This is a genomic window from Paenibacillus sp. FSL P2-0173, from assembly GCF_038008045.1.
Lineage (GTDB): Bacteria > Bacillota > Bacilli > Paenibacillales > Paenibacillaceae > Paenibacillus > Paenibacillus polymyxa_B.
This window is the reverse complement of sequence record NZ_JBBOYK010000001.1, coordinates 2159425-2183564: the sequence shown is the minus strand read 5'-3', so window position 1 is coordinate 2183564 and position 24140 is coordinate 2159425. Positions and strand designations below refer to the sequence as shown.

At 45.2% G+C, this 24140-nt stretch carries 25 protein-coding genes; 18 read left to right on the top strand and 7 right to left on the bottom strand.

Annotated elements, in window-relative coordinates:
- Positions 1 to 41 precede the first annotated feature (41 nt).
- The 12 genes from MKX30_RS09710 to yunB all read left to right on the top strand — a co-directional run bounded on the left by MKX30_RS09710 (position 42) and on the right by yunB (position 12100).
- On the top strand, positions 42 to 647 hold the full coding sequence (locus MKX30_RS09710; RefSeq protein ID WP_264454548.1) for a bifunctional transcriptional activator/DNA repair enzyme AdaA: 606 nt from the start codon (positions 42 to 44) through the stop codon (positions 645 to 647).
- Entirely contained in the window at positions 628 to 1170 is a 543-nt protein-coding gene (locus MKX30_RS09705; RefSeq protein ID WP_071558275.1) for a methylated-DNA--[protein]-cysteine S-methyltransferase, read from the top strand. The genes MKX30_RS09710 and MKX30_RS09705 overlap by 20 nt, the downstream gene beginning before the upstream one ends.
- Complete coding sequence (locus MKX30_RS09700; protein WP_160789237.1) at positions 1160 to 1975, top strand: SPL family radical SAM protein; 816 nt, start codon at positions 1160 to 1162, stop codon at positions 1973 to 1975. Before MKX30_RS09705 ends, MKX30_RS09700 begins: the two co-directional genes overlap by 11 nt.
- 62 nt (positions 1976 to 2037) lie before the next feature.
- Complete coding sequence (locus MKX30_RS09695; protein ID WP_075154728.1) at positions 2038 to 2655, top strand: DNA-3-methyladenine glycosylase family protein; 618 nt, start codon at positions 2038 to 2040, stop codon at positions 2653 to 2655.
- Positions 2656 to 2674: 19 nt separating this feature from the next.
- Positions 2675 to 3364 (top strand): DNA alkylation repair protein, encoded by a 690-nt coding sequence (locus MKX30_RS09690; RefSeq protein ID WP_339200872.1) that lies wholly within the window; start codon positions 2675 to 2677, stop codon positions 3362 to 3364.
- Between the two features lie 70 nt (positions 3365 to 3434).
- Complete coding sequence (locus MKX30_RS09685; protein ID WP_341062763.1) at positions 3435 to 5030, top strand: response regulator transcription factor; 1596 nt, start codon at positions 3435 to 3437, stop codon at positions 5028 to 5030.
- A 23-nt stretch (positions 5031 to 5053) separates the two neighbouring features.
- Positions 5054 to 6910, top strand: a complete 1857-nt coding sequence (locus tag MKX30_RS09680; RefSeq protein WP_160789682.1) for a sensor histidine kinase — start codon at positions 5054 to 5056, stop codon at positions 6908 to 6910.
- Between the two features lie 99 nt (positions 6911 to 7009).
- Positions 7010 to 8374: an ABC transporter substrate-binding protein gene (locus MKX30_RS09675; RefSeq protein WP_103049961.1), complete on the top strand. Its 1365-nt coding sequence runs from the start codon at positions 7010 to 7012 to the stop codon at positions 8372 to 8374.
- A 32-nt stretch (positions 8375 to 8406) separates the two neighbouring features.
- Positions 8407 to 9309 (top strand): carbohydrate ABC transporter permease, encoded by a 903-nt coding sequence (locus MKX30_RS09670; protein ID WP_341062762.1) that lies wholly within the window; start codon positions 8407 to 8409, stop codon positions 9307 to 9309.
- A 2-nt stretch (positions 9310 to 9311) separates the two neighbouring features.
- Positions 9312 to 10148 carry a carbohydrate ABC transporter permease gene (locus MKX30_RS09665; protein ID WP_028541414.1) on the top strand — a complete coding sequence of 279 codons (837 nt, stop codon included), beginning with the start codon at positions 9312 to 9314 and terminating at the stop codon, positions 10146 to 10148.
- 83 nt (positions 10149 to 10231) lie between these two features.
- Positions 10232 to 11164, top strand: coding sequence for an aldo/keto reductase (locus MKX30_RS09660; RefSeq protein WP_069080784.1), 933 nt, complete (start codon positions 10232 to 10234; stop codon positions 11162 to 11164).
- A 126-nt stretch (positions 11165 to 11290) separates the two neighbouring features.
- A complete protein-coding gene (gene yunB / locus MKX30_RS09655; protein WP_023990213.1) occupies positions 11291 to 12100 on the top strand; it encodes a sporulation protein YunB in 810 nt (269 codons plus the stop codon).
- Positions 12101 to 12147: 47 nt separating this feature from the next.
- On the opposite strand, the gene MKX30_RS09650 is transcribed toward yunB, so the two are convergent.
- A complete protein-coding gene (locus MKX30_RS09650) occupies positions 12148 to 13254 on the bottom strand; it encodes a M23 family metallopeptidase (protein WP_023990212.1) in 1107 nt (368 codons plus the stop codon).
- 248 nt (positions 13255 to 13502) lie between these two features.
- Between MKX30_RS09650 and lipA the strand changes: the two genes are divergently transcribed.
- Positions 13503 to 14405, top strand: a complete 903-nt coding sequence (gene lipA / locus MKX30_RS09645) for a lipoyl synthase (RefSeq protein ID WP_023990211.1) — start codon at positions 13503 to 13505, stop codon at positions 14403 to 14405.
- A gap of 24 nt (positions 14406 to 14429) precedes the next feature.
- Positions 14430 to 15344 (top strand): YutD family protein, encoded by a 915-nt coding sequence (locus MKX30_RS09640; RefSeq protein ID WP_028541418.1) that lies wholly within the window; start codon positions 14430 to 14432, stop codon positions 15342 to 15344.
- Positions 15345 to 15402: 58 nt separating this feature from the next.
- Here the strand turns inward: MKX30_RS09640 and MKX30_RS09635 are convergent, their stop codons facing one another.
- Both MKX30_RS09635 and ylbJ read right to left on the bottom strand, forming a co-directional pair.
- Entirely contained in the window at positions 15403 to 16206 is an 804-nt protein-coding gene (locus tag MKX30_RS09635; protein WP_013372943.1) for an NAD kinase, read from the bottom strand.
- 66 nt (positions 16207 to 16272) lie between these two features.
- Positions 16273 to 17568 carry a sporulation integral membrane protein YlbJ gene (gene ylbJ, locus MKX30_RS09630; protein WP_341062761.1) on the bottom strand — a complete coding sequence of 432 codons (1296 nt, stop codon included), beginning with the start codon at positions 17566 to 17568 and terminating at the stop codon, positions 16273 to 16275.
- 412 nt (positions 17569 to 17980) lie between these two features.
- Between ylbJ and MKX30_RS09625 the strand changes: the two genes are divergently transcribed.
- Both MKX30_RS09625 and MKX30_RS09620 read left to right on the top strand, forming a co-directional pair.
- On the top strand, positions 17981 to 18358 hold the full coding sequence (locus MKX30_RS09625) for a globin domain-containing protein (protein ID WP_023990208.1): 378 nt from the start codon (positions 17981 to 17983) through the stop codon (positions 18356 to 18358).
- A 42-nt stretch (positions 18359 to 18400) separates the two neighbouring features.
- A complete protein-coding gene (locus tag MKX30_RS09620; RefSeq protein ID WP_023990207.1) occupies positions 18401 to 19111 on the top strand; it encodes a DUF2225 domain-containing protein in 711 nt (236 codons plus the stop codon).
- A 93-nt stretch (positions 19112 to 19204) separates the two neighbouring features.
- Here the strand turns inward: MKX30_RS09620 and MKX30_RS09615 are convergent, their stop codons facing one another.
- The gene (locus tag MKX30_RS09615; RefSeq protein ID WP_023990206.1) at positions 19205 to 19441 is read right to left on the bottom strand and encodes a hypothetical protein; all 237 of its coding nucleotides are present in this window, start codon (positions 19439 to 19441) and stop codon (positions 19205 to 19207) included.
- The gene (locus tag MKX30_RS09610; RefSeq protein ID WP_014277894.1) at positions 19438 to 19608 is read right to left on the bottom strand and encodes a YycC family protein; all 171 of its coding nucleotides are present in this window, start codon (positions 19606 to 19608) and stop codon (positions 19438 to 19440) included. Before MKX30_RS09610 ends, MKX30_RS09615 begins: the two co-directional genes overlap by 4 nt.
- Before the next feature lie 97 nt (positions 19609 to 19705).
- Between MKX30_RS09610 and MKX30_RS09605 the strand changes: the two genes are divergently transcribed.
- Both MKX30_RS09605 and MKX30_RS09600 read left to right on the top strand, forming a co-directional pair.
- Positions 19706 to 21493 (top strand): M3 family oligoendopeptidase, encoded by a 1788-nt coding sequence (locus tag MKX30_RS09605; RefSeq protein WP_071558284.1) that lies wholly within the window; start codon positions 19706 to 19708, stop codon positions 21491 to 21493.
- 259 nt (positions 21494 to 21752) lie between these two features.
- On the top strand, positions 21753 to 22154 hold the full coding sequence (locus tag MKX30_RS09600) for a hypothetical protein (RefSeq protein ID WP_023990204.1): 402 nt from the start codon (positions 21753 to 21755) through the stop codon (positions 22152 to 22154).
- Positions 22155 to 22398: 244 nt separating this feature from the next.
- Here MKX30_RS09600 and MKX30_RS09595 read toward each other — a convergent pair whose 3' ends face one another.
- Both MKX30_RS09595 and MKX30_RS09590 read right to left on the bottom strand, forming a co-directional pair.
- Positions 22399 to 22635, bottom strand: coding sequence for an alpha/beta-type small acid-soluble spore protein (locus tag MKX30_RS09595; RefSeq protein WP_013311861.1), 237 nt, complete (start codon positions 22633 to 22635; stop codon positions 22399 to 22401).
- Positions 22636 to 22725: 90 nt separating this feature from the next.
- Positions 22726 to 23691, bottom strand: a complete 966-nt coding sequence (locus MKX30_RS09590) for an aldose 1-epimerase (protein WP_023990203.1) — start codon at positions 23689 to 23691, stop codon at positions 22726 to 22728.
- Positions 23692 to 24140: the final 449 nt, after the last annotated feature.

Genomic DNA, 24140 nt, shown 5'->3' with positions numbered 1-24140 from the left:
GATATGTGGGGAGGCCACATTGCACAAGAGAGGTGATTTGAATGAGCACATCCGATTTATCCATAACTGACGACAAGTGGAGAGCTATTGTAGAAAACGACAAGTCATATGATGGGGTATTTTTGTACGCTGTGAAGACAACGGGAATATTTTGTCGCCCCTCCTGCAAATCCAGACCTCCCAAAAGAGAGAACATCCGTATATTTAAAACAGCAGAGCAGGCATTGGCTCAGCATTTTCGTCCATGCAAAAGATGTAAACCGACAGGACAACGATTGCCTGATCATGAATGGATCGCACTGGTTACAGAATACGTGAATTCTAACTATATGAAGGACTTAACATTGCACATCCTGGCTGAGATAAGTCATGGAAGTCCGTATCATTTACATCGTACCTTCAAGCGGATCATGCATCTAACTCCGATGGAATATATACAGCAGACCAGGTTGGAACAAGCGAAGAAGCTGCTCATTTGCTCAGATATATCTGTTGCGGAAGTGGGGGAGAATGTAGGTCTGTCCAATGCACCGTACTTTATTACGTTATTTAAAAAGAATACAGGCTACACCCCATTGCAATATCGCCAACTCAAATCGAAAGCAACACAAAATGGAGGTACACAGCATGGCACAGCAAATAAATAAAACGATCTATTGGTCATTGTTGACACATGAGGAGTGGAATTTATATATTGCAGCTACATCGGAAGGACTATGTTATGTAGGTTCGCCCAATCAACCTGTAGAGGAATTGTTTTCATGGGCGGGAAGGCGATTTCCCGGCAGTCCTTTAGTTGAAGAGGATGCTGCTTTACAGCCCTATGCCAAGGAGCTGATTGAATATCTCCAAGGGGAGCGGACCCAATTTACATTGCCCTTTGACTTTCATGGGACTGCGTTCCAGATGGCGGTTTGGAATGCGTTGTGTGATATTCCGTATGGGGAAACAGTATCCTATTCAGACATTGCCAACGCTATTCAAAAGCCAGCCTCTGTTCGTGCGGTGGGGGCTGCCATCGGTGCTAATCCGATTTTGGTCACCGTCCCTTGTCATCGGGTTATTGGTAAAAATGGAGCTATGACCGGATATCGGGGTGGGTTGGACATGAAGGTGAAGCTTTTGCAGCTCGAAAAGGAAAGTGTGGCATCGGTTCAGTATGAAAAATGAGTATTACAAATCCCCCAAGACTCTTTTGAATAAAGGGACAGGTTTTTTGTCAGGGTATACACACTCGTTGAACCCGTATACAGGTTGTACCTTTGGTTGCTCGTATTGCTATGTACGCCAATTGCCAGTCTCCACATTTCGGAAGGAAGCTTGGGGGACATGGGTTGATATTAAAAATCAGGCGGCAGATATTCTTCGTAAGGAGCTTCGCAGAGCCAAATCGAAAGGTAAAGTCACGATTTTTATGTCGTCAAGCACAGATCCTTATCAGCCTGCCGAGTACAAGGAAGAGGTGACCCGGTCTCTGCTGGAGGTGATGGTGGAGGATCCACCTGATTTTCTCTTTTTACAGACGCGCAGTCCACTGGTACGGCGGGATACCGATTTACTGCTTCGATTGGGGGATCGTGTTCGTGTGAGTATGACTGTAGAAACAGATCGAGAAGATATACGCAAACATTTTACCCCGGAAGCTCCTCCCATCCAGGCTCGTCTCCAAACGCTGCATCTCTTAAAGGAGGCAGGTGTACCAACCCAAGCTACGATTGCTCCGATGCTTCCAAGCAGTGAACATTTTGCAGACAAGCTTTTGCCTCTGGTCAACCGTGTCTGTATTGATGATTATTTTATGGGAGACGGCAGTGGGGGAAGACGAACGCGTAGCTTAAAAATTGGTGCGTTGTACGAGTCATTGGGGCTGGAAGAATGGTATCATCCTGCTGCCTATAAGGCGGTTTATGAACGTTTTCTCCATGTTTTCCCGAAAGAGCAGCTCTATGTGAGCAAAGAAGGATTTGAACCCTGATGTAAAAGCAGTCCATGCCATTGAATCAAGAGTGAGCATATAAGGGGGCAGCGGGAGAACGAATGCAAACCGTAATGACCAAAAACTTTGATTATGGAGAAAAGGAAATCAATTATCTAAAAAACGTAGACACCGTACTTGGTGCAGCGATGACGCAAATGGGCAAGGTAGAACGGATCATCATTCCCGACCTGTTCGCGGCGCTCGTTCATGCGATTGTGGGACAGCTTATATCGGCCAAGGCGGTTCAAACCATATGGGCAAGGATGCAGGAGAAGTTAGGGGGGATTACTCCACAAAATATAGCCGTTCAGACGGCTTTAGAAATTCAAAGCTGTGGCATCACCATGAAAAAGGCCACATGTATTCTAAATATAGCCCAAACGATCGAGCAGGGCCTGTTGGATTTACAGGAATTATATGAGCTTTCCGATGCACAGGTGATCCAGAAATTGTCCTCGCTGCAAGGGATAGGACCTTGGACGGCTGAAATGATGCTGATTAATTGTATGGAGCGTCCAGATGTCGTCAGTTGGGGCGATATGGCTATTCGACGGGGAATGATGAAGTTGTACCATCTAGATACATTGACCAAGCAGCAATTTGAGGAGTACCGCCGAGTTTATTCGCCTTATGGTTCGGTGGCCTCTATTTATTTGTGGAGTATTTCATTTCGTTAAGAATCAGGGAGTGGAAACGATGGAGAAAACAATCAGAGAACAGATACTGTCATACGTGGATGCAGATTTTCAGAAATTTACGGCTGCATTGCTTCCGACGATTAATAATGTGCTGGGTGTACGTCTGCCAGTGCTGCGTAAGCTAGCTCAAAATATTGCCAAAGGAGATTGGCGTCTCTACCTGGAGACCGCTGAAAGTGAACACTTCGAAGAAATAATGCTGCAAGGTATGGTGATTGGTTCTGTAAAAACAGATATAGAGGAAGTTTTGAGTTATACCGCCAAGTTTGTTCCTAAAATTGATAATTGGTCCGTATGTGACAGCTTCTGTGCCGGATTGAAAATCACGAAACATCATAAAGAACGGGTATGGGAGTTTATTCAGCCCTATCTATTCTCCAAGAAAGAATATGAAATTCGGTTTGGTGTGGTTATGCTTCTAAATTTTTATATTGAGGAACAGTATATGAACCGGGTATTTACTTTACTGGATCAGACCCATCGTGAGGATTATTATGTACAAATGGCAGTAGCATGGGCGATATCGATCTGTTATATCAAGCTGCCCGAGGTAACCATGGCGTATTTAAGTCATAATACATTGGATGATTTTACCTTCAACAAAGCACTGCAAAAAATCACGGAATCATATCGGGTGGATCAGGCAACGAAAACGACTATCCGCGGTATGAAGCGAAAAAGAAAATAGGATCGGCTCCCACCTGTAAGTGTTATACTGAAAAAAAATGCGTGTATGAAAACGAACAGGAGGGGAGTCAGTGAATTCGATCCCGCTGGGAGTACTTGTTGTGGATGATGAAACTAGACAGCGTCGAGGTTTGGCTGCCATGGTCAGGGATCTACGTCCCGAATACGAGGTATGGGAAGCCAAGAACGGGAAAGATGCTCTGACCATTTCGTTATCCAAACCGATCCAAATCGTTTTTACAGATATTCAAATGCCGATCATGAATGGACTTGAATATCTTCAACAATTGAGAACATCCGGTCAGCATGAGACCAAAGTTATTTTAGTGACAGTCTACCAGGAATTTAGCTATGCACAGCAGGCGGTGAGGTACGGGGCGAATGATTATTTGGTGAAACCAGTGCAATCGCAGCAGCTCATTGAAGTGATTCAACACATGGAGAAGATCATTGTAGAGGAACAAGAAGCACTGATTGGGAATCAAACAGCGTTGAATCAGATTGAGCAGAGTATGCCTGCATTTGTGGAGCATTTGTTTAGCAGATGCGTGACAGACAAATTACAGCCTAATGAGAAAATCCTATTAAAGAGTCACTTTGGATGGCATGGGGTAGGAGAAGTTCTCGCGTTGGGAGCATCGGCAGCCCACCCGGATGATATACATATGTGGGATTCTCAGCTCCGTAATACGGTTGTTGAAATATTGCGACCTTGGGCGTCTTCTGTCGTGTTTCCACTCGAATCCCGTAAAGACCATGTGGTTGCAGTAGTGAATTGGAAGGATAGGGCTGAAAGCAAGGAGGCCAAAAGCGCCCTTCAAGCTGGGCTGAAAAAGTTGGAGCAACAGCAAGCGATTTCAATCTGGTTTGCTTGGGGTCAGCCTTTTGATTTTGATGAAATGCAAATAAACCAATCTCACGAAAAGGCCGTTGGCCTGATCTCCATGCGTTTTTATACACCTCACATCAGATGTTTGAACCTTGTCGTTTCAGATGATGAGCAGCCAGTACAGGAAATGAGCGCACACGAACAAAGGGCCTTTTTTAAATTCATTGAAAGCGCTATCTCTAATGGAGAGCCCGATCAGCTATTGGGTCAGGTGAAAAATTTCATTGGACAAGTGACACAAGGGTATCCTGCACCTGAAGCGCTTAAAGCTAAATTGGTACACCTTCTGTTGGTTAGTTTACAACGGTTAAATATAGGGTGGAGTGAGGAAGTCTACTCACGTTTCTCGGAACGTTTGAACAAAGCTGTCGAAGGGGCAACCTATCTTCGGAATCTTGAGGATGGTGTTGCAACATGGTTAAAAGAGCTGATTCTTGAGCTTCATAGCGGCTCCAAAGGCGAACCCATTATGAACAAGTGCAAGGAATTTCTAGATGCACATCTACATGAAGACCTAAGTCTGGAGATCGTGGCCCGGCGCTTCCACTATAATGCGTCCTATTTTAGCATTCTGTTCAAAAATTATTTTGGGCTCTCGTTCACGGAATATATGGTGAAGCTCAGAATGCAAAAGGCTCAGCACTTACTGCTGCATACAGACGCCAAGGTCGCAGAAATTAGTAGACAGGTTGGTTATAAAGATATCAAATACTTTTTTAAAGTGTTCAAAAAAAACGTAATGCACACGCCGGAAGAATTTCGTAGGAAATTCAACTGATTGTTAGGTGAAAGGAAGATACGATGCGCCAAGTTAAATATATGTATCAAAAATTTTTGGACAGTAGCTTTCGTACGAAATTGATGCTGTCCTATTTTTTGTTGTCTGGTTTTATCGTTTTGATCCTAGGTTTCGTTTACTTTGAAACGAGCGCACGGAATATTACTACAAATGTAACAGATAGCGTTACAAGCGTTCTGCGTAGTAATAACCAGCTGCTGGATAACAAGCTGACAGCTATTCAAAAAACCGTAGATATGATTCCGATCGACCATGATCTTCTTCAGACCATTATGAACGTGGATACTACGGATTCTTCATCGCTGTTACGAGCTGATCGCAGCATTACAAAAATTTTGTACAGATACTTTGGCAATATGGAGGAAGTGTATGCTTCCCAAATTATGACGCAAAATTATGCATATGGAAGCACTGATCGGATGTATATTCCCGTTCAGCCGTTCTATTCTTCTCCGTTGGCAACAACGGCGGTGGAAGCAGAAGGGGCTACCAAATGGATTCCCGCTTATTCGTATGCCGATACATTCCATCAGCAGGATTTAAAACGAGGCTCCTATGAGTTTAGTTCTTTATTTGCTGTGGTAAAGCAGCTCCATTTGACTGCATTAGATGATGCAGGAACCTTTCATACGCTTCCGGAGGGAAAGGAAAAACCTATACTTATATTGAATTTTCGTCCTGACTTGTTAAAAGGGGGCTTTGAAGACTATGCAGCCCGCAGCGGATTTGCACATCTATCCTATGGCATGATTCATGATAAAAATGGGATGGTCATGAGTTCGAATGGACAGCAACAAGTGGGGGAGCCCGTGGCGGATTGGCTTAAGGATGCCATTACTTCGGAACAAGGGATGAAAATGGTAAACGTTAAAGGTCAAAGCATATTACTGGTTTACGAAGCGATGAAGACGACGGGCTGGGTATCTTATATAGCCATTCCCATGGAAGATGTATTGGGACATCTGTCAACGATTCGCACCTACACGGTGTTTTTTTTAGGTTTTATGATGCTCGTTGCTGTTATTCTTGCATATTTACTGTCTGTTTATATCAGTAAGCCCATCACGGATATGAAACAGGCGATGAAAGTAATGGAGAAGGGACATTTTGATATTCGAATTCCTGTACGTGGCTATGATGAATTGGGAGACCTGGTGATTCGGTTTAATCAAATGAATGAAAAAATTAAAGATTTAATCGAGGAAAATTACAAGTCACGTCTACGAGCCAAAGAGTCGGAGTTAATGGCACTTAATTTACAGCTGAATCCCCATTTTTTGTATAACACTTTAACGACCATGTATTGGATCGCGTTAGAACATAAACAGCACGAGCTGGGCCAATTGATCATTAGTCTGGCGGAAATGCTGCAAATTACTACTCGAAATAAAAACGATACATGGAGTTTGGAAACCGATCTGAATTGGCTGGAAAAATACATTTATATTATGCAGAATCGCTTTGAAGACAAGTTCACGGTGGAATATGATATTGATCCCATTTTGCTTCAGATGGAAGTTCCCAAACTTTTCTTGCAGCCTTTTGTAGAGAATTCAATTATTCACGGCTTCGCCGAAATGGAATCAGGGGGTCTGATTAGGATCACAGCCTGGATCGAGAAGCAATTGGTGTGTTTTAAAGTGGAGGATAATGGATTAGGAATTCAAGAAGATCATATACGCCGAATTCAAGCTGGAGAAATCAGATCAACGGGCATTAAAAATGTAGACAGAAGAGTACGGCTATTATATGGAATGGATTATGGCGTTACGCTCCACTCGCCAGCAGGTAAAGGGACATTCGTCCTGATTCGCATCGGAGAAATTCATAGATCTAATCAAATGACACCAATCCAATGAGAGTACGACTTTTAAAAATGTAAGCGTTTGCTAAAATGAGTTTAGTGACGAAGCAACAAACGAAAAGATAAAAAAATAAACAGTTTGGGGGCGTTACTCATGTTAAAACGAAAATTATGGATCGTCTGCATGTGCTTGATCGTTGGGCTTATGTCAGCCTGTAGTTCAAATGAGAGCAGCAGCAAACCAGTTGATTTGCAGGGTCACGAGCAAGTGACACTGACCTATGCCAGTTGGGGGAGCACCAATGAAAAGAAGGTTCAGCAGGAAATCGCTAAAAAATTTACAGAGAAATATCCGTGGATCAAAATCAACTATATGCATATCCCCGGGGATTACGTAACCAAATTAACGACGATGTTTGCTGCCAATCAGGCACCCGATGTATTTCCCATTTATAAAGCACAGGCTCTGCAATGGGCTGAACAAGGCAAACTATATAATTTAAATGAATTTTTGAAGGAGGATAAGGAGCTAACGAAGGAAAGTCTTATTCCTAATTCAGTCATCTATTGGGATAAGGACAAGGTGGCTGGGGTCAAGGTAACTGAGGAAGCTTTCGCCCTCTATTACAATAAAGATTTGTTTGATGAGGCTGGTGTTGCTTTGCCGCCAGTAAAGGCTGAGGAGGCTTGGACATGGGAGCAGTTTTTAGAGACTGCACAAAAGCTCACCATTGATAAAGCGGGAAATAATGCGCTCAGTCCCAATTTCGATGCAAGTAACATTAAACAGTATGGAGTTCGGTTTGATACATGGATGTGGCATTTGCTTGTGCCTTCCAATAACGCAAGTGTCATTTCAGACAAAGGGGACTCGCTTAATCTTGAGAGCCCTGATGTGATTGAAGCTGTTCAGAAAATGGCTGATCTGATCAACGTTTATCATGTGGCACCGTCGCCAACGCAGTCCAAAAATATACCTTCCCCGGCCGTAGCACTACAAAGTAAGCGTGTAGCGATGGATCTGGATGGACAGTGGGTTCAATTGGATCTTGGAGAATCGAAGGTGAATTTTGGTGTAGGCGTGTTACCCAAGCTGAAGAGCAGCAAAACGATCCTGTTTGGCGAACCGGAAGTGATTTCTGCCAAAACCAAACATCCTAAAGAAGCATGGATGTTTTATAAATTCTTGCTGGATGCTGAAAGCGGACTTGACATGCATTCCAGCGGATTGTGGATGCCTGTCATGAAAAAGTGGTACACCGAACCAGACTTGATTAGCAAATGGGCCGATGTCAAACCAGGTCATGCCGATGGTTACCGTGATGCTGTCATGAACCAAACGCTGCATAACGGTGTCAATTCTTACGACTATTATCTGAAAAACTCGGAAAAAATCAATGCTATCATTAACCCGGCGCTGGATCAGGTATGGCTGGGCAAGAAAACGGTGGAGCAAGCATTCAAGGAGGTTTCCGCAAAGGCTAACGCGGAATTTAAAGGGACGTATCCAAAAGAATAGGGTGAGTGTTTTGACAGAAAGAGAGGGATAGAATGCAATCATTATCTTCTATTCGTAAGAAGGAAAATTGGTTGGGGTGGCTTTTTGCCGCCCCTGCTATTCTCGGCTTTGTCATTTTTGTTCTGGGACCGATGATCGCTAGTCTCTGGTTCAGTCTTACCGATTACAAGGTTGCTTCACAGGCCCATTTTATCGGTCTGGATAATTACGTTCACTTATTTGACGGTACGGATCAATTTTTTTATAAATCACTCGGGGTTACGTTTTATTATGTGTTCCTGAGTGTGCCCTTGCAAATTATTGTAGCTTTCTTTTTGGCGATATTGCTTAATCAAAAGGTAAAAGGTTTGGCTTTTTTCAGGACTGTTTTCTATCTCCCTACTATTGTGCCACTCATAGCATCGTCTATGATCTGGATGTGGCTGTTTGATCCGGATCTTGGCTTGCTAAATGTGGTGCTGCGTGCGCTGCATTTGCCTGAAAGTCAGTGGATCTATAGCGAAGGGTCGGTAGTTCCTACTCTGGTTTTAATGAGTTTGTGGACCGTTGGAGGAACCATGATTATTTTTCTGGCAGGCTTGCAAGATATCCCTAGACATTATTATGAAGCCATTGAAATTGACGGTGGAAACGCTCTTCATAAGCTTATGTATATCACAATTCCATTGACATCGCCCACTATTTTTTTTAATACGATTATGGGCTTCATCGGTGGGTTTCAAGTGTTTGTTCAACCTTACGTCATGACTCAGGGTGGACCCAATAACTCCAGCTTGTTTTATACCTTTTATTTGTTTCGCGAGGCATTTACTTTTTCGAATATGGGTTATGCCTGTGCTATTGCTTGGGTGCTCTTTATTGTCGTTTTGGTATTCACTGCCTTTCTGTTCAAGACGGCCCGAAAATGGGTGTATTACGCAGGCGGGGGGGCATGAACATGAAAAAACGCGGTTGGAGTTGGAGCAGGGTTTTGCTCTACGCAGTTCTCATAGTGGGCTCACTGTTTTGTATGTTTCCTTTTTACTGGCTGGTGCGAAGCTCCATGATGGATTTAAGTCAGATTTTTTTGATCCCGCCGAAATGGATTCCAGAGCCTTTTGTATTCGAGAATTTTTTACAGCCGTTTGAAGAGTTATCCTTTGGGCGCTATTTTGTGAATACATTTATCGTCGTTGCGGGTACTTTGGCGGGTGTACTTCTGTCGAGTACCATTTCTGCCTATAGCTTTGCGCGAATGAGATGGAAGGGAAGAGATAAGGTATTTGCCTTGTTATTAAGCAGCATGATGCTGCCGTTTGCAGTCACGCTGATTCCGTCATTTATTGGTTGGCAGGCATTAGGCATGGTTAATTCGTACGTTCCATTGGTATTACCTTCTTTTTTTGGTGGAGGCGTTTTTAATATTTTTTTGCTAAGACAATTCTACATGACGCTACCGCGAGAACTGGATGAAGCTGTATTTGTGGATGGAGGCAATCATTTTACGATTTTCACCCGTATTATTTTGCCTTTGTCGAGGTCGGCGATTTTGGTCATTGGATTGTTTACGTTTTTGAATACATGGAATGATTTTATGGGGCCGCTGGTTTACCTTAATGATGAGAGCAAATTTACGTTGGCGATTGGGCTGCAGCAATTTCAGGGAATATATTCGGCTCAATGGGGCGTTTTGATGGCCGCATCTTTAATTGTAGTCTTGCCTGCTATTATTCTTTTTGCCATAGGACAGAAGTATTTTATGGAAGGGATTGCCTTGACGGGGATTAAAGGATGAGGACAACTGCCAGGTACGCACTTTGCTTTTTTTGGAATCTAATAATAAAATGGAAGTAACTTTCGAAAAGGAGATGACGTGAATTGGCAGAGCAAGTGCGTCTTGGCAAAACAGATTTATATGTAAAACCAATTGGTTTGGGTGCAAATAAGGTGGGAGGACATAATCTCTTTTCCGATTTGAATAATGAAACGGGCAAAGAAGTTGTTCGCACAGCTTTGGACAACGGCATCAATTTTCTGGATACGGCTTTTATTTATGGACCTGAGCACTCGGAACGGTTGATTGGTGAGGTATTGAAAGAGCGTGGTCAGCGTGATAAAGCTGTTATTGCCACGAAGGGTGCACACAAATTTGTGAACGGAGAGGTCGTTTTTGACAACTCGCCTGCTTTTTTACGTGAATCCGTTGAATCCAGCCTGAAAAGATTGCAGACCGATTATATCGATCTGTTTTATATCCATTTCCCGGACGAAGCAACGCCGAAGGCAGAAGCGGTCGGAGAACTGAAGAAGCTTAAGGACGAAGGCAAAATCAAGGCTATTGGCGTATCTAACTTTTCCATTGAACAACTTAAGGATGCGAATAGCGACGGTTATGTAGATGTGCTCCAATCCCAATATAATTTGTTTCAACGGGAAGCTGAGAAGGATCTGCTGCCTTATACCAAGGAAAATGGCATTTCGTTTGTGCCTTATTTCCCGCTAGCCTCAGGATTGCTGGGTGGTAAGTATACGAAAGACATGACCTTCACGGACATCAGAGCAAAAAATCCACTGTTTCAGGGAGATGCATTTGCTCGTAATTTGGACAAAGTGGAGCAGGTAAGGGAGATTGCCAATGCGTTGAATGCAGAGGTTGCTCATGTTGTGCTCGCATGGTATTTGACCCGCGATTCGATTGATGCCCTCATTCCAGGGGCGAAGGGGCCGGAGCAAGTGCTGGCGAATCTGAAGACGCTAAATGTCCAATTGAGTCAGGCTGATATCGAAAAGATTGACCACATTTTCAAATAATAAGTGCACCTGAAATTTGCAATTGTATATGTATTCCATCTAGAGAAGCTGCCGGACGGGCGGCTTCTTTTTCGTCCCTCCCTTGCATATCCTTGTAGGGTAAGTTCAACGCTGCGGGGGGATCGGATGATGAGAAGACCGCAATGGCACAGCGCGCCCAACAGAAGACGACGCGGCAGACGTAGAGTATTTTTGATTGTGGTACTGGCGCTGCTGGTGGGAATCATACAGGTGGCTGCTTATGTGGAGCAGCATTTGAAGCCGCCTATGATGCACCTGGCAAAAGTACGGGTCAAACAAATGGCGACGGAGGCTATTAATTCAGCAATTACAGCACAGGTAGAGCAGGGGAAGACGGCTGATAATTTGATCGAATGGAGAACGGATGCACAAGGAAGAACCTCCGGCTTTGTTCTGAATTATGCAGAGCATATGAGAATTACGTCAGACACGCTCAAAGCAGTCAAGGCAACGATGGACAGCATGAGCCATTTTGATGAGAGTGTTCCGATTGGTCAGGCATTGGGCAGTCCACTGTTGGCAGCTTATGGACCAACGGTCCCCCTAAAGGTGGAGCCGCATGGAGCAATCAAGGTGGATTTAAATACCCGTCAACAGGATGCGGGCATAAACATGATCTTGGTGGAAGTGTACATTCGGATTACGACGGAAGTGTCCGTGGTTATACCGTTTGAGATGCAACCTCAGATTGTGGAGACGGAAATTCCGGTTTCTTATTTATTAGTGGTAGGCAACGTTCCGATGTACTACTATGACAATCAGGGGAAACCAGTGGGTAAAAATGGTGCAGCCGCTCCGCAGTTGGCGTTGCCTCCCCATTCCATAGAGAGTAGCGGCGCTGTAGATCCCAGCACAGTAAGTGTTCCAGAGGTACAGGAAGACCAAAACACCTCCAGTCAGTCCCCAACGCCATAGAGCAGAGGGGGACTGACGTGAGACGCTCAGGAAAAACAAAAGGGACCCTATGAGGAGGTCCCTTTTGTTTTTCCTGTTTTGAGCGCTTTGCGTTCGGTCTGCTCCCACTGTCTTAATAACGGATACGGGTCAAAGGACCAATCTGCCCAGCCATTGTCCCGATATATACCATAGTGCAGATGCGGTGGAAACTTGCCTTGGGTACCGGGTTTTCCATAGCCCGAGCTTCCGACCCAGCCAACCGTCTGGCCGGGTGTAACGATGTCTCCGTTGTGGACGGTTTTGTCAAAGCCGGAAAGATGCGCATAGTAGTGATAGCGGTTGTTGAGATCTCGGATTCCGATTCGCCATCCGCCGAAGGGATTCCAGCCCTTCATTTCAACTACACCGTAGCAGGTACTGCGAACTGGAACTCCATAGCCAGCAAACAGATCAGTTCCTTCATGTATACGGTAACCGCCCCAGCTGCGACGGCTTCCCCATGTGCTGCGGTAGCTATAAATGCTGCCTAAAGGAAGAGGGAAGGCTTGACTGACCAGATCCAGCTTGCCATACGTCCGATACAGCTTGGCAAACTGCTGAACTCTTTGAACTGCGCGGCTGTTATGGTAATATTCCCAAACGGCAATACCAAATTCATCCTCGTTGTTTCCATACTTTCCGAGATAAGATGCGATGCTGAATAGCAGATCCTTGTCATTATTACGGTCAGCGATTCCATCACCCGAACCGTCTTGTCCCAGCCCGGAAAATAGTTCAATGGAACGCGGATTTTGATCCTCCGAATCAGGGTTCATCAGGCCGGACCAGACTGGTCCCGTGATGAAAATACCTATGATCCGTTCCGCATGCTTGCGATCCCTGGGATGGGCCACTGTAAGTGTGCGTTCATACTGGTCGATGGCGGCCAGCCTGTACCAAGGAACTCCAGTCAGGGCTTCGATGGAATGATATAGAGCCAGCCTGGACGTATACGACGAAGACTGAGCATGTGAAGCATCTACATTTGCGGTCAGGCTGCTTCTGGCGGACGAGGACTGTAAGTGATTGGCAAAGGCATGGGCAGGAAGCGGACAGGCCGTTGTCAGTGTAGTAGCGCATAACAGCAGCGATAACAAACGAACAGCTCGGGCTGTCCGCGTAGGGTAAGGCACGTGAACCGACCTCCTATAGAAGGGCTTAATCGCCCGGTAAATTCTAGGCCCCGTATTCAATAGCGTGAATAGGGTGCTTTTGTTTAGATTGAGCCATATCCGCCGCTTTTATCCATGTAAAGAGTTTACTTTTTCCGGCATCAATGTCATATCAAAAAGGGAACAATGAATGGAGGTTTTTCCATGGCTTTCATGTTATAATGTATGGCAATGACAGCTTAAGCTTATCAGAAAGAAGGTCTATGCCATTGTCTAGAAAAGTGAAGGAAGCTAAGCCCGACTGGATTCGTATTAAACTTACGACAGGCGATAACTATCAGGAAATCAAGAGCATGATGCGTTCCAAGACATTACATACCGTATGTGAGGAGGCACGATGCCCTAATATATATGAATGCTGGGCCAATAGGACAGCTACATTTATGATTTTGGGTGATACTTGTACGCGTGCGTGTCGTTTTTGCGCAGTAAATACGGGAATGCCTACGGAACTGGACTTGCAGGAGCCTGAACGCGTCGCTGAAGCGGCTGAAAACATGAATTTGAAGCACTGTGTCGTAACCAGTGTGGCTCGCGACGATTTGAAAGATGGGGGTGCTACTATATTTGCAGAAACGGTTCGTGCGATTCGCCGCCGGTTACCTTTTTGCAGTGTAGAAGTATTGATTCCCGATTTTATGGGCGATATTGAATCGCTACGAATCGTCATGGATGCCAAGCCAGATATTCTGAATCATAATATTGAAACGGTGGAGCGAATGTCCGACAAAGTTCGGGCTAAAGCGAAATACCGTCGCTCTCTGGAGCTGCTTCAACGTGCGAAGCAATTAAATCCGGCTATTCCAACGAAATCAAGCATCATGCTAGGTGTCGGGGAAGAGTGGGACGAGATCTTACAAACCATGGATGATCTGCGCAAAGTCGATTGTGACATTATGACAATTGGTCAATATTTGCAGCCGTCCGAGAAACATTTATATGTGCAAAAATATTATCCACCGGAAGATTTTGCGAAGTTAAAGGAAGAGGGATTACAGCGGGGATTCAGCCACGTCGAATCCGGACCGTTGGTCCGCAGCTCCTACCAAGCGCATGAGCAGGTGAAGTCAGCCGCTCAGCATAAGGAAGAAGGCGCCCTTTCGCAGGCTTGATCCGGGAAAGGCGGTCAGAATAGCTTGTTTCAAATCGGTGGTAAAAACTATGAATTGTTGCAGGATCACAAGAACGGGTGGAATCCCGAAGCGTTTCGTGATCGGTATAGTGAAGTGCTGGATCGCTATGATTACATTATTGGTGATTGGGGTTACAATCAGCTACGTCTGAAGGGCTTTTATCGAGACGGTCATCCCAAAGCAAATAAGGATACATCTATAGTGATACTGGACGATTACATTAATGAATACTGCAATTTTGGCTGTGCCTATTTTGTGTTGCAAAAAAGTCGTGAAGTGGTTAATAAAAACGGGGTCAATGATGAAATCATTGCTCCAGATATTCAGCAGTTGGTAGATGCTCAAAGGGAACAAGCAGGAACGCTAGAACCCGAAGAGCAGCAAGAAGTATTGCAACATACAGCTGGAGAACAGGAGTGGCCGCAATCACAGCAGGATTCCACAGCTACGGAGGAATCGCGAGTGGAGCAGCCTCGAGAATCCCGGGAACCACGCGAGTTGCAACGTCGGGAATCGAAGGATGCCCAGGAAGTACGTGAGCGACAGCCGCGTGAAGCTCGCGAAAGTCGTCCATCCAGAGAAGGACGTGAAGGAAATCGGCAGCGTGAGCCACGTGAAGCACGCGATTCGCGCCAGCCAAGAGAACCACGTGAAGCAAAGGATGGACGCAATCCGGGTGAAGGGCAGCAAGCCCGGGAACCACGTAGACAGCGCAATCAGCAAGGGAGTTTCGATAAAAAGGAATCGCGTGGACCACGCTATGAGCGTCAATCAAAGGAAAATCGGGAGGGACGGCAAGTTCGTGTCTCTCGTGAACCTGAGGGCCAGCGTCAGACCCAGCCAGCTGCTAAAGCCGAAAGAGCTGAGGGTAGTAAAAAGAATAAAACATTTACAGCTCCACAACAAAACGGTTCCTGAATTTTCAGGAACCGTTTTGTTTGTAAAAAAAGAGCCAAAGTCGGCTCTTTTATAGATTCTAATTAAGAAAAGCGTTGCGTACTCGATCCCAAAATGGGAAAGGACGGTAACGAGCGAAGCTGATCTTCTGACTTGCGACCTGACATCGAACAGAAATTAAGTCATCTACAGGAAAGTTGAGGTGATCTACTGTCAATAAGAGACGCTGATCTTTCCGTGAAAAAATATCACAATGATGGTGTTTGGGCAGTAGCAATGGCGATCCCAGTGTCCGATACACGCGGTTATTAATGGAAGCGATCTCAGTCAATTGCAATGCTTCAATGGTGGGATGAACCATAGCTCCGCCAAGTGCTTTATTATAGGCGGTCGTTCCTGAGGGGGTAGAAACACATATACCATCACCGCGAAACATTTCAAAGGTGATATCGTTAATATCTACTTGGGCAACGACAGTGCCATCCACCCCTTTTAATGTAAATTCATTCAAGGCAATAAAAGAAGCATTGCCTGACTTCTTGTGAATTTCCAACTCAATCAGTGGATACTTAACGATTCTCGGGTTAAGCGGTCCTTCAGATCCGCTTTGGCTCATCAGGTGGATTAGCTCCTCCAGCTCGTCCGCACGCCAATCAGCGTAAAAGCCTAGATGACCGGTATGTACACCAACAAAGGCAATATCCGGAATGCGGTCGATGAAGGTATGAAACGCATGAAGCATCGTACCATCGCCTCCAATAGACACGACGATTTCCGGCGATTCGGCATCCAGCTTGAAATTCTTTTCTTGGGCAAGACGGTGAAATTGCTGACTCAAGTCCATGGAGTGCTGATCCCCGCGATCCAGAACATAATATCTCAAGATGAAAAGCTCCTTTGTCATGGGTATATATCGATCATAATCAATTATGAGCAAGAACACAATCGTTCATTGCCTGTGTGTTCTTCTCAAACGTACATATAAGCGACTTGTACCCACACTCAACCATGAGAGACTAAGCATTCCAGCCAGTATAAAGGCAAGAAACAGCAGACTTTGCAACAACATGACGGACGAGAAGCCAGGAGACCACGCGATGTCGTATATCGGAGAAAAGACTGGAGAGCTTCCCTGTCCCATAAGAGGCCGCCATAACACGAGAGCTAGCAGTGCTGAGATGATGCCGTGCGCAGCCCGGGCCAACAAAAATGGCAAATAACGAAGATCCGTCATATTTAAAATACTTGCAACCTGCGCATGAACCGACAGCCCGCCCCAGGAGAGAACAAAAGCGGCTGCGGCTACCTTGAATGGTAACGCCGCTGCCGTGGCTTTACCTGCGGCTTGCGCTCCTAAAGTGACTTCGAAAATACCACCCACAATGGACTCCGTTAACGTAGGAGGAAGACCACATGCAGTCAATAGGCTTGCTGTAAGCAGATGAAGCCCGCTCATTAAACCGGAGTTCGTCAAAGCTTCTAAAATGACGCAGAAGAATACAACTAGCCCTCCTACGACAATAATAAGGCGTAGGGAGGAAGTAATCGCCTGACGAAGTAACTCACCCAATGGGCGACCATCTTCCAAACGAGCTGTATGCATGGCATATAATGCTTGGCGTAGGGGTCCAGGCTGCCTATTGCGATCTGCTGCTTTTGTATTCTTGGACTTCGACCAGGCTTTTTGAGTAGGTTGGCGGTCGCTGCGAGTACCTGTTTCCCCTGAACGGGAACCGTGGAAGCGCATAAGCAGCCCGATGATGAGCACGCCACCATAATGGGCCGCGCCTAGTACGAGTGCAATTTCTGGTTGATGGAAGAAGCCAACGGAAACCGCACCGATCAAAAATATCGGATCAGAGGAAGTGGTAAACGCGACCAAACGCTCTCCTTCAATGCGTGTGATCCATTTTTGCTCCCACAGCTTGGCTGTTAGTTTAGCTCCAATCGGGTAACCGGATGCACAGCTGACCGCAGCGACAAAACCCCCACAGCCAGGTACACGGAATAGAGGCTGCATCAGCGGATCCAACAGCGCACCTATGAAATGAACAATTCCGAAACCGAGGAGAAGCTCGGAAATAACGAAAAACGGGAATAAAGACGGAAACAGCACGTCCCACCAGATGGCAAGCCCCCGAAGCCCGGCATTCAGAGAAGATTGCGGGTATACAGCCATAAGCATAAACAGGAATAGCGGTGTAAGGATGAGCAGAGGAAGCGAGTAACGACGGTATAGCGACATAGAGGCCCCTCCTTTGGAGTTGTACTAATATACCTATGTCGGGGATGGACAAAGAGTACAAAAAAATCAAAGAAAACGGTTACTTTTATTGCTGTATTTTTGTAAATAGTATGTTAAAATAGGAAAACAACGATCCATAACCTTAAGGATGGAGTGATCAGGATGAGTATCGTTGCTGGTCTGTTCGTATGTGCTTTTGTGTATGTTATTCGTGCCTCTCTCGTCCATCCCGGTGAAGAGGATTGGCGGAGTTATTAGTGGTATTTATAGAATGACGAAGCTGTGTGCAACGAAGCACACCCTCTTCATATGTTAAATTGATAAAATGACGCTTATTTTTAGCGTCATTTTTTGTTTTTTGTTATAATACGGGTGTATATTTATTACCATAGCACAGAAAGTTGGAGGAAAAGTGAACCCTAGCCTGAGCATTTATGACAACCTTGGGGGTGCGGAAGGTGTTCGTGCTATTATTGAGGCCTTCTACCCGAGAGTTTATAAAGATCCGTTGTTAAGTCCCCTGTTTCCTAAAGACATGGAACCGGTTAAGGAAAAGCAGTATATGTTCCTGAGCCAGTTTTTTGGAGGACCGTCCCTTTTTTCTGATGCATATGGTCATCCGATGTTACGTGCCAGACATATGAAGTTTCCCGTAACGGAGGAGCGAGCAGAGGCATGGTTGTCTTGTATGGCAGGTGCGTTAACGGATACGGGCATTGAGGAGCCGCTTCGTTCAATCATACTTAACCGTTTGTCTGGTCCTGCGCATCATTTTGTAAATACCCCGTAAGCTTTCGGGGATTGCCGAATTTTGGAGAGGGTTGTAAAAACATTGGAACTTGAACCGTTATATCAGATCAAAATCATTTGCCCACATTGCGAAGAAGAATTTCAGACATCCCGTGTCAGACCAAGCCTAAAGAAGGCCATTCGTACGGATTCAGATTTTTGTGCTTATTATAAGAATGAAAATCCGGATTTTTATGTCGTAAGGGTCTGTCCTCATTGTGGATTTACCTCGACAGAGCACTCTACCGTTCAGTTAAGCGAACAGCAAACCAAGATATTCAAGGATAAAATCGGTAATCGCTGGCAGTCTCGCGAATATGGCGGGCATCGTAGCTGGGAAGAGGCATTAGAAACGTATAAACTGGGTTTACTATGTGCCCAGGTCATCGGAGAAAAGGAACGCGTAGTAGCTAGTCTATTACAGCATATCGCTTGGATGTACAGATACCAGGGAAATGAGGAGCAGGAGCTTCGCTTTCTCAAATTTAGCCTGGATTCTTATGTTCGGGTCTATGAGCTGGAGGGTGTCGGGGCGAATAATGCCAAACTGCTTTATCTGATTGGTGAATTGCATCGACGTACAGGCAACTTTAACGAAGCGGTACGCTGGTTTTCGCGTGTCATTAATGACAAAAAGATTATGGATGCAGCCATGATCCGGGCTTCCCGTGAACAGTGGTCTGTACTGCGAGAACAAATGCTGGCTAAAAATTACCAACTGCCAGAGGAAATGCAAGACGCAAGCTCCTCCTGAAGAAATAAAGGTGTGCACTATGGCCGATTTAGGCTCATGGTTCACACCTTGTTTGTAAAACGGGGTTATCTTATCTTACAAATGCCTCATGAATTAATGATGACGCAATGTGGTATCTGACAGCAAATAATCGTCATCACAATCCACTAAAGTAACCTTGTTATGGCAGCATGGAAACACAAGCAGCTTTTTCATACCTTCGTGTATGAGCTTAAGTTCTTTTGGCTTCAGGGGCAGCAAAACATTATCATGGTCGCAAAACGGACAAGACTGTACATAAACGTCTCCCATGACGATGTCATAAGGCCAGGTTTTATGAAAAGGGATCATGATTTGTCCGATTCTCCGCCGTTCGGGTCAGCGGTTTCTTCTTTAGCCAGTTCGGCTAGCTTTTGCATCAAAATGTGCTGGGGTGTATGCATAAGGTGTTCCAGCGGAATGCCGAGCTTTTCGGATAATTTCACAGCCGTTTCCGGCGAAATTTGTAAGGGTCTCATCCTGTTTTCCTCCCAATTGTAGTGATTTACTATCACGATGTAGCTTTATTGTATATGAAACCACAAGAATTCGCCAAAAAAGAAAGGTGGAACTATTATGAAAACACCGTTAAAGCAAACATGGGATCTGGAATCTATTTTTAGCGGAGGATCTTCCTCTGCCTCATTTCTTGCATTTTTGGAAGAAATGGAAAGCAAGGTCCAACAACTGCAAGCTCAGCTTAAAGCAGCCAAAGTACCACAAACGGTATTGGATACCGAGCGTCTGGATAGTGTACTGAATAGCATACAGGAGCTGTTTAATGGTGCGTCGCAGGCGGGTTCCTTTGTCTCTTGTCTAACTGCTCAAAACCAGCACGACAAGCTGGCTGTTCAACTGGGGGCGCGTGTCAATACGCTATATGCCCAAGGAAAAAGTGCTTTAGTATCTTTCCAGAACTTGCTGGCACAAACCAGTGAAGACATTTGGCAGAAATGGATGGAGCGCGAAGCAATCCAGCCGATTTCTTTTGTCCTGACCGAATATCGGAACGAAGCACGTGAAAAAATGGCTCCTGAGCTGGAAAGCCTTGCATTGGATCTGGCAGTGGATGGCTACCATGGCTGGGGCGACTTTTATGATACCATTGTCAAAAATATGACGATCCCTGTGCCAGAAAATGGCGAGATCGTAAACCTGTCTGTAGGTCAGGCAGCTAATAAGCTGGATGAAGCAGATCGCAGCGTACGTAAAGACGTGTTTGCACGTTGGGAAGAGGCATGGGCTCAGGTAGAGGACTATTGCGCGGATACATTGAATCATTTGGCAGGCTTCCGTCTGAAGCTATATGAAAAACGAGGCTGGACAGATGTGCTTAAGGAACCGCTGGAAATCAGCCGTATGTCTGCACAAACGCTGGATACGATGTGGCAGGTTATTAATGAAACAAAGCCTATTGTAGTCAAATACTTGGAGCGGAAAGCAAAACTGCTGGGCTTAGAGAAGCTGTCCTGGCATGACGTTGAAGCTCCGCTGGGGACGTCAACTACTAAAATCCCTTACGACGATGCTGCTGTAACGATTGTTGAGCAATTTGGTAAATTTAGCTCGAGAATGGCTGACTTTGCCCAAATGGCTTTTGAGAAAAGCTGGATCGAAGCAGAAGATCGTCCAGGCAAACGTCCGGGTGGTTTCTGTACATCTCTGCGTCTGAGCAAAGAGACCCGTATTTTTATGACCTATGCCGGATCACCATCCAATGTTTCGACACTGGCCCATGAGCTCGGACACGGTTATCATCAGCATGTGATGAATGAATTGCACCCATTGAATCAAAATTATGCCATGAACGTAGCTGAGACGGCATCGACGCTGGCAGAACTAATTGTATCAGATGCGTTGCTGGAAGCTGCCGAGGGTCAGGAGAAGGTGGCTTTGCTGGAGGATAAAATTCAGCGTGGTGTAGCCTTCTTTATGAACATTCATGCCCGTTTCCTGTTTGAAACCCGTTTTTACGAGCTGCGGAAAAAAGGAGTCGTAGGAGCACAACAATTAAGCGAGTTGATGGAACAAGCGCAGCGTGAAGCGTTTAGTGGTGTCCTGGATGAGGCTCATCCTCATTTTTGGGCATCCAAGCTGCATTTCTATATTACGAATACTCCTTTCTACAACTTCCCGTACACATTCGGGTATATGTTCAGTGCAGGAATTTACGCTTTTGCGAAGGAAAATCCTGACGGCTTCGCCGACCAATATGATGCCTTGCTGCGTGATACAGGTCGCATGACAGTCGAAGAATTGGCTTCCAAGCACTTAGGTACCGATTTAACACAGGCTGACTTCTGGCGTAATGCTGCGCAAGTTACTGTTCAGGATATTGAGCAATTTTTACAAATGACAAAATAACGGATTTACACTTTAGAGGTCTCCCACGAGGGAGGCCTTTTTTGTAATTTTTGCAGAAGATGATGAACAAAGTCGCAAAATGTCGAAGTGTAATTAACATTACCTGTTGGCGAAATTTAAAATGATGGATATACTTAGAAAATAGTTATAAATACCCAATTATGTTGGTTTTGATTGTAAGGTTAAAAATCTTCGCATATAATTGAGCCGTAAGACCTATTAAATATTTTTGGATAAGGTATATAGGAGGGTTTTTGTAATGGATGAAGTAGGTCAATTGTCGTTGGCAAGGCAGATGGATATCGTTTTAAAAGAACTGGATAATGAACTGGCGGGTTTGTCGTCAGGTATCGTATTTGTACAAATACGTAACAATGTAGTTGGGAAATTTGGGATTCGTCATAATCCGCTTGCAGGTAAAGGTGGCACATTTGCAGCAGTAGAACCGGGGTTATCAGTAAAGCATCGGGAGGATTTTCGGCGTATGGCCCTAGAAACGCTAAATCATAAGCGTAGCTGGACTCATGGTGAGATTGCTTTCGATTTTGCCATCAGACAAGGAACGATTTTGGTAGATGCAACACTGGAGTCCAACTACAACATGGCGAATCTCATGATCCGCTACAACAAGCCTACATACCGAGCGGCTAATTCGGAATAAACATTTATATGAGAATTTTGCAAATATCCCATAAGCGACTTCCAATGAACAAGATATAGATCGAAATGGTTAGTTCGTCTATATCTTGCACTTCGGAGCGACTGGAATCGAATTTTGCAAAATCCTGATAAAAAAGAGTAAAGAAAAGGCGGCCTTCCTAGGGAAGACCGCCTTTGTTATATGCCCGTTATAACGCATTTTGGTAAATTACGATGAACGGAATGCTCACGCGGAATAATGACGCTTATTGACCTGAACGACCTGATAATTGCTGTTCGGCCAGCTGTACCAAGCGTTTAGTGATATAGCCTCCCAGAGAACCAGCTTCACGGGATGGCATGTCACCGTAGTAACCATCTGCCGGAATGGTGATGCCCAGCTCTTGTGCAGCTTCATATTTCAATTGTTGCAATGCGTTGTTGGCTTGAGGAACAACTAGGTTGTTACTGCGACGGCTTCTGCCTTGATTAGCTTCATTCATGTGTAGTCACCTCCTTCGGCTGTGATGAGGTTAGTATGCGACAGAGTTATGAAAATATGCGCCGAAGGAAGAAAAGTGACTAGAGGAAAATTACGGATATATGATATGAATCTGAGTTTTGAGGTCGATGGATTGCTGAGGCTCCAGACGGATCAGCCCGGCTTCCCCGACAGGATCAGGTGAATTGGGCGCATCAGGCAGCCATGTATAAGGCTCAATGCAAAGATACTGGTCGCATTCACCTTTGGTATATAAAACCCAATACTTATAGTATTGCTCATCTGCTGTGTAGCGGATTTGATAACCGTCGTCACGGGTCAAAAGAGCTTCAGCAGGGCCTTCCGTTGCCCGCAGCAGCGTATCTAGATTTGTTCCTTTCAGAGAAAGTCCGGAAGAGAGCTGTTCCAAGTCGTCCAACGAAGTAATGATACCTGTAGGTAGCTGTTCAGCATCCTGCTCATAGACGCCGTTCACAGGCAGCTTTAGGCGCCAGCGCTCAGGTTCTCCGTCCACCATAAACCAAGTGTGATATCCCAAGCCAAATGGAGCTGCTTTTTCACCCAAATTCGTTACGCGCAGCGTTTGACTTAATACAGCACCCTGTAAGCGATACGTCATCTCCAGACGTAAAGGAATGGGGAATTGTTCCATCCAGTGCGGATCACTTTCTGTTAAAAGCTCGGTAGTAACACTGCAACCTTCTTCATCCTCTTCAATATCACTGCAGCGCCAGGATTGATTACGATGCAGACCGTGTATATGATTGTCATTGGCAGTATTTCGGTCGAACTGATAAGGAACACCGTCAAACTCAAATTGTCCCTTGCGAATTCGGCCTGGAGGAATCAAAATGGGCAAGCCAAAATGATAAGGCTTTTGTAAATAGAAAGCCAATTCTTCCTCACCAGGCCGACGTACGATATCCCGGTCGAGCTTCAGATCACGCACTGAGATAATATTATTCCCGAGGCGAGGGATCATCGTAACTTCCAGTTCACCACTATGTAAAACATACGTGTCGTAACCGTTCCAGTGTTCTTTGGTCACTTGTTTCATATCCATGCTCCTTTGTCCACTATAATCGGTTGAAGCTTCGTGTCATTATGATAACAGATTTTTGATCGTAGGGCACAATCGTCATTTGACAATAACATTATGCGGAATTATCATTAATGTAGTTTAGAAAGTAATGACATGGATAACACGATGATGAGGACAAGTAAGCTTTCGCATAAGCTCTTCAGAAAGCCGGTGGTAGATGGGAATCGGTGAGCCTGCACTGCTGAATGGACCTTGGAGTGCCGCACAGAACAGGATTCTACTGTCCTCAGTATGACGGCCGATTGCTCCCCGTTAACGGAGCTTTAAGATTGCAGGCAGCCACGGAGCATAGCTCTGACAAGTAATAGGCTGACGGCAATGAATAAGGGTGGTACCACGGTCTCGCGTCCCTTGAGGATGCGGGGCCTTTTTGCGTTCTAATTTTGAAATAAACTGAGGAGGAA

Coding starts and splice junctions, on each gene's coding strand:
- MKX30_RS09700 (WP_160789237.1), top strand. CDS start 1,160: ATGAAAAATGAGTATTACAAATCCCCCAAGACTCTTTTGAATAAAGGG.
- MKX30_RS09590 (WP_023990203.1), bottom strand. CDS start 23,691: ATGAAACAAGTGACCAAAGAACACTGGAACGGTTACGACACGTATGTT.
- MKX30_RS09665 (WP_028541414.1), top strand. CDS start 9,312: ATGAAAAAACGCGGTTGGAGTTGGAGCAGGGTTTTGCTCTACGCAGTT.
- MKX30_RS09615 (WP_023990206.1), bottom strand. CDS start 19,441: ATGATCCCTTTTCATAAAACCTGGCCTTATGACATCGTCATGGGAGAC.
- MKX30_RS09690 (WP_339200872.1), top strand. CDS start 2,675: ATGGAGAAAACAATCAGAGAACAGATACTGTCATACGTGGATGCAGAT.
- MKX30_RS09675 (WP_103049961.1), top strand. CDS start 7,010: ATGTTAAAACGAAAATTATGGATCGTCTGCATGTGCTTGATCGTTGGG.
- MKX30_RS09705 (WP_071558275.1), top strand. CDS start 628: ATGGCACAGCAAATAAATAAAACGATCTATTGGTCATTGTTGACACAT.
- ylbJ (WP_341062761.1), bottom strand. CDS start 17,568: ATGTCGCTATACCGTCGTTACTCGCTTCCTCTGCTCATCCTTACACCG.
- MKX30_RS09605 (WP_071558284.1), top strand. CDS start 19,706: ATGAAAACACCGTTAAAGCAAACATGGGATCTGGAATCTATTTTTAGC.
- MKX30_RS09710 (WP_264454548.1), top strand. CDS start 42: ATGAGCACATCCGATTTATCCATAACTGACGACAAGTGGAGAGCTATT.
- MKX30_RS09600 (WP_023990204.1), top strand. CDS start 21,753: ATGGATGAAGTAGGTCAATTGTCGTTGGCAAGGCAGATGGATATCGTT.
- MKX30_RS09670 (WP_341062762.1), top strand. CDS start 8,407: ATGCAATCATTATCTTCTATTCGTAAGAAGGAAAATTGGTTGGGGTGG.
- MKX30_RS09695 (WP_075154728.1), top strand. CDS start 2,038: ATGCAAACCGTAATGACCAAAAACTTTGATTATGGAGAAAAGGAAATC.
- MKX30_RS09680 (WP_160789682.1), top strand. CDS start 5,054: ATGCGCCAAGTTAAATATATGTATCAAAAATTTTTGGACAGTAGCTTT.
- MKX30_RS09610 (WP_014277894.1), bottom strand. CDS start 19,608: ATGAGACCCTTACAAATTTCGCCGGAAACGGCTGTGAAATTATCCGAA.
- MKX30_RS09595 (WP_013311861.1), bottom strand. CDS start 22,635: ATGAATGAAGCTAATCAAGGCAGAAGCCGTCGCAGTAACAACCTAGTT.
- yunB (WP_023990213.1), top strand. CDS start 11,291: ATGATGAGAAGACCGCAATGGCACAGCGCGCCCAACAGAAGACGACGC.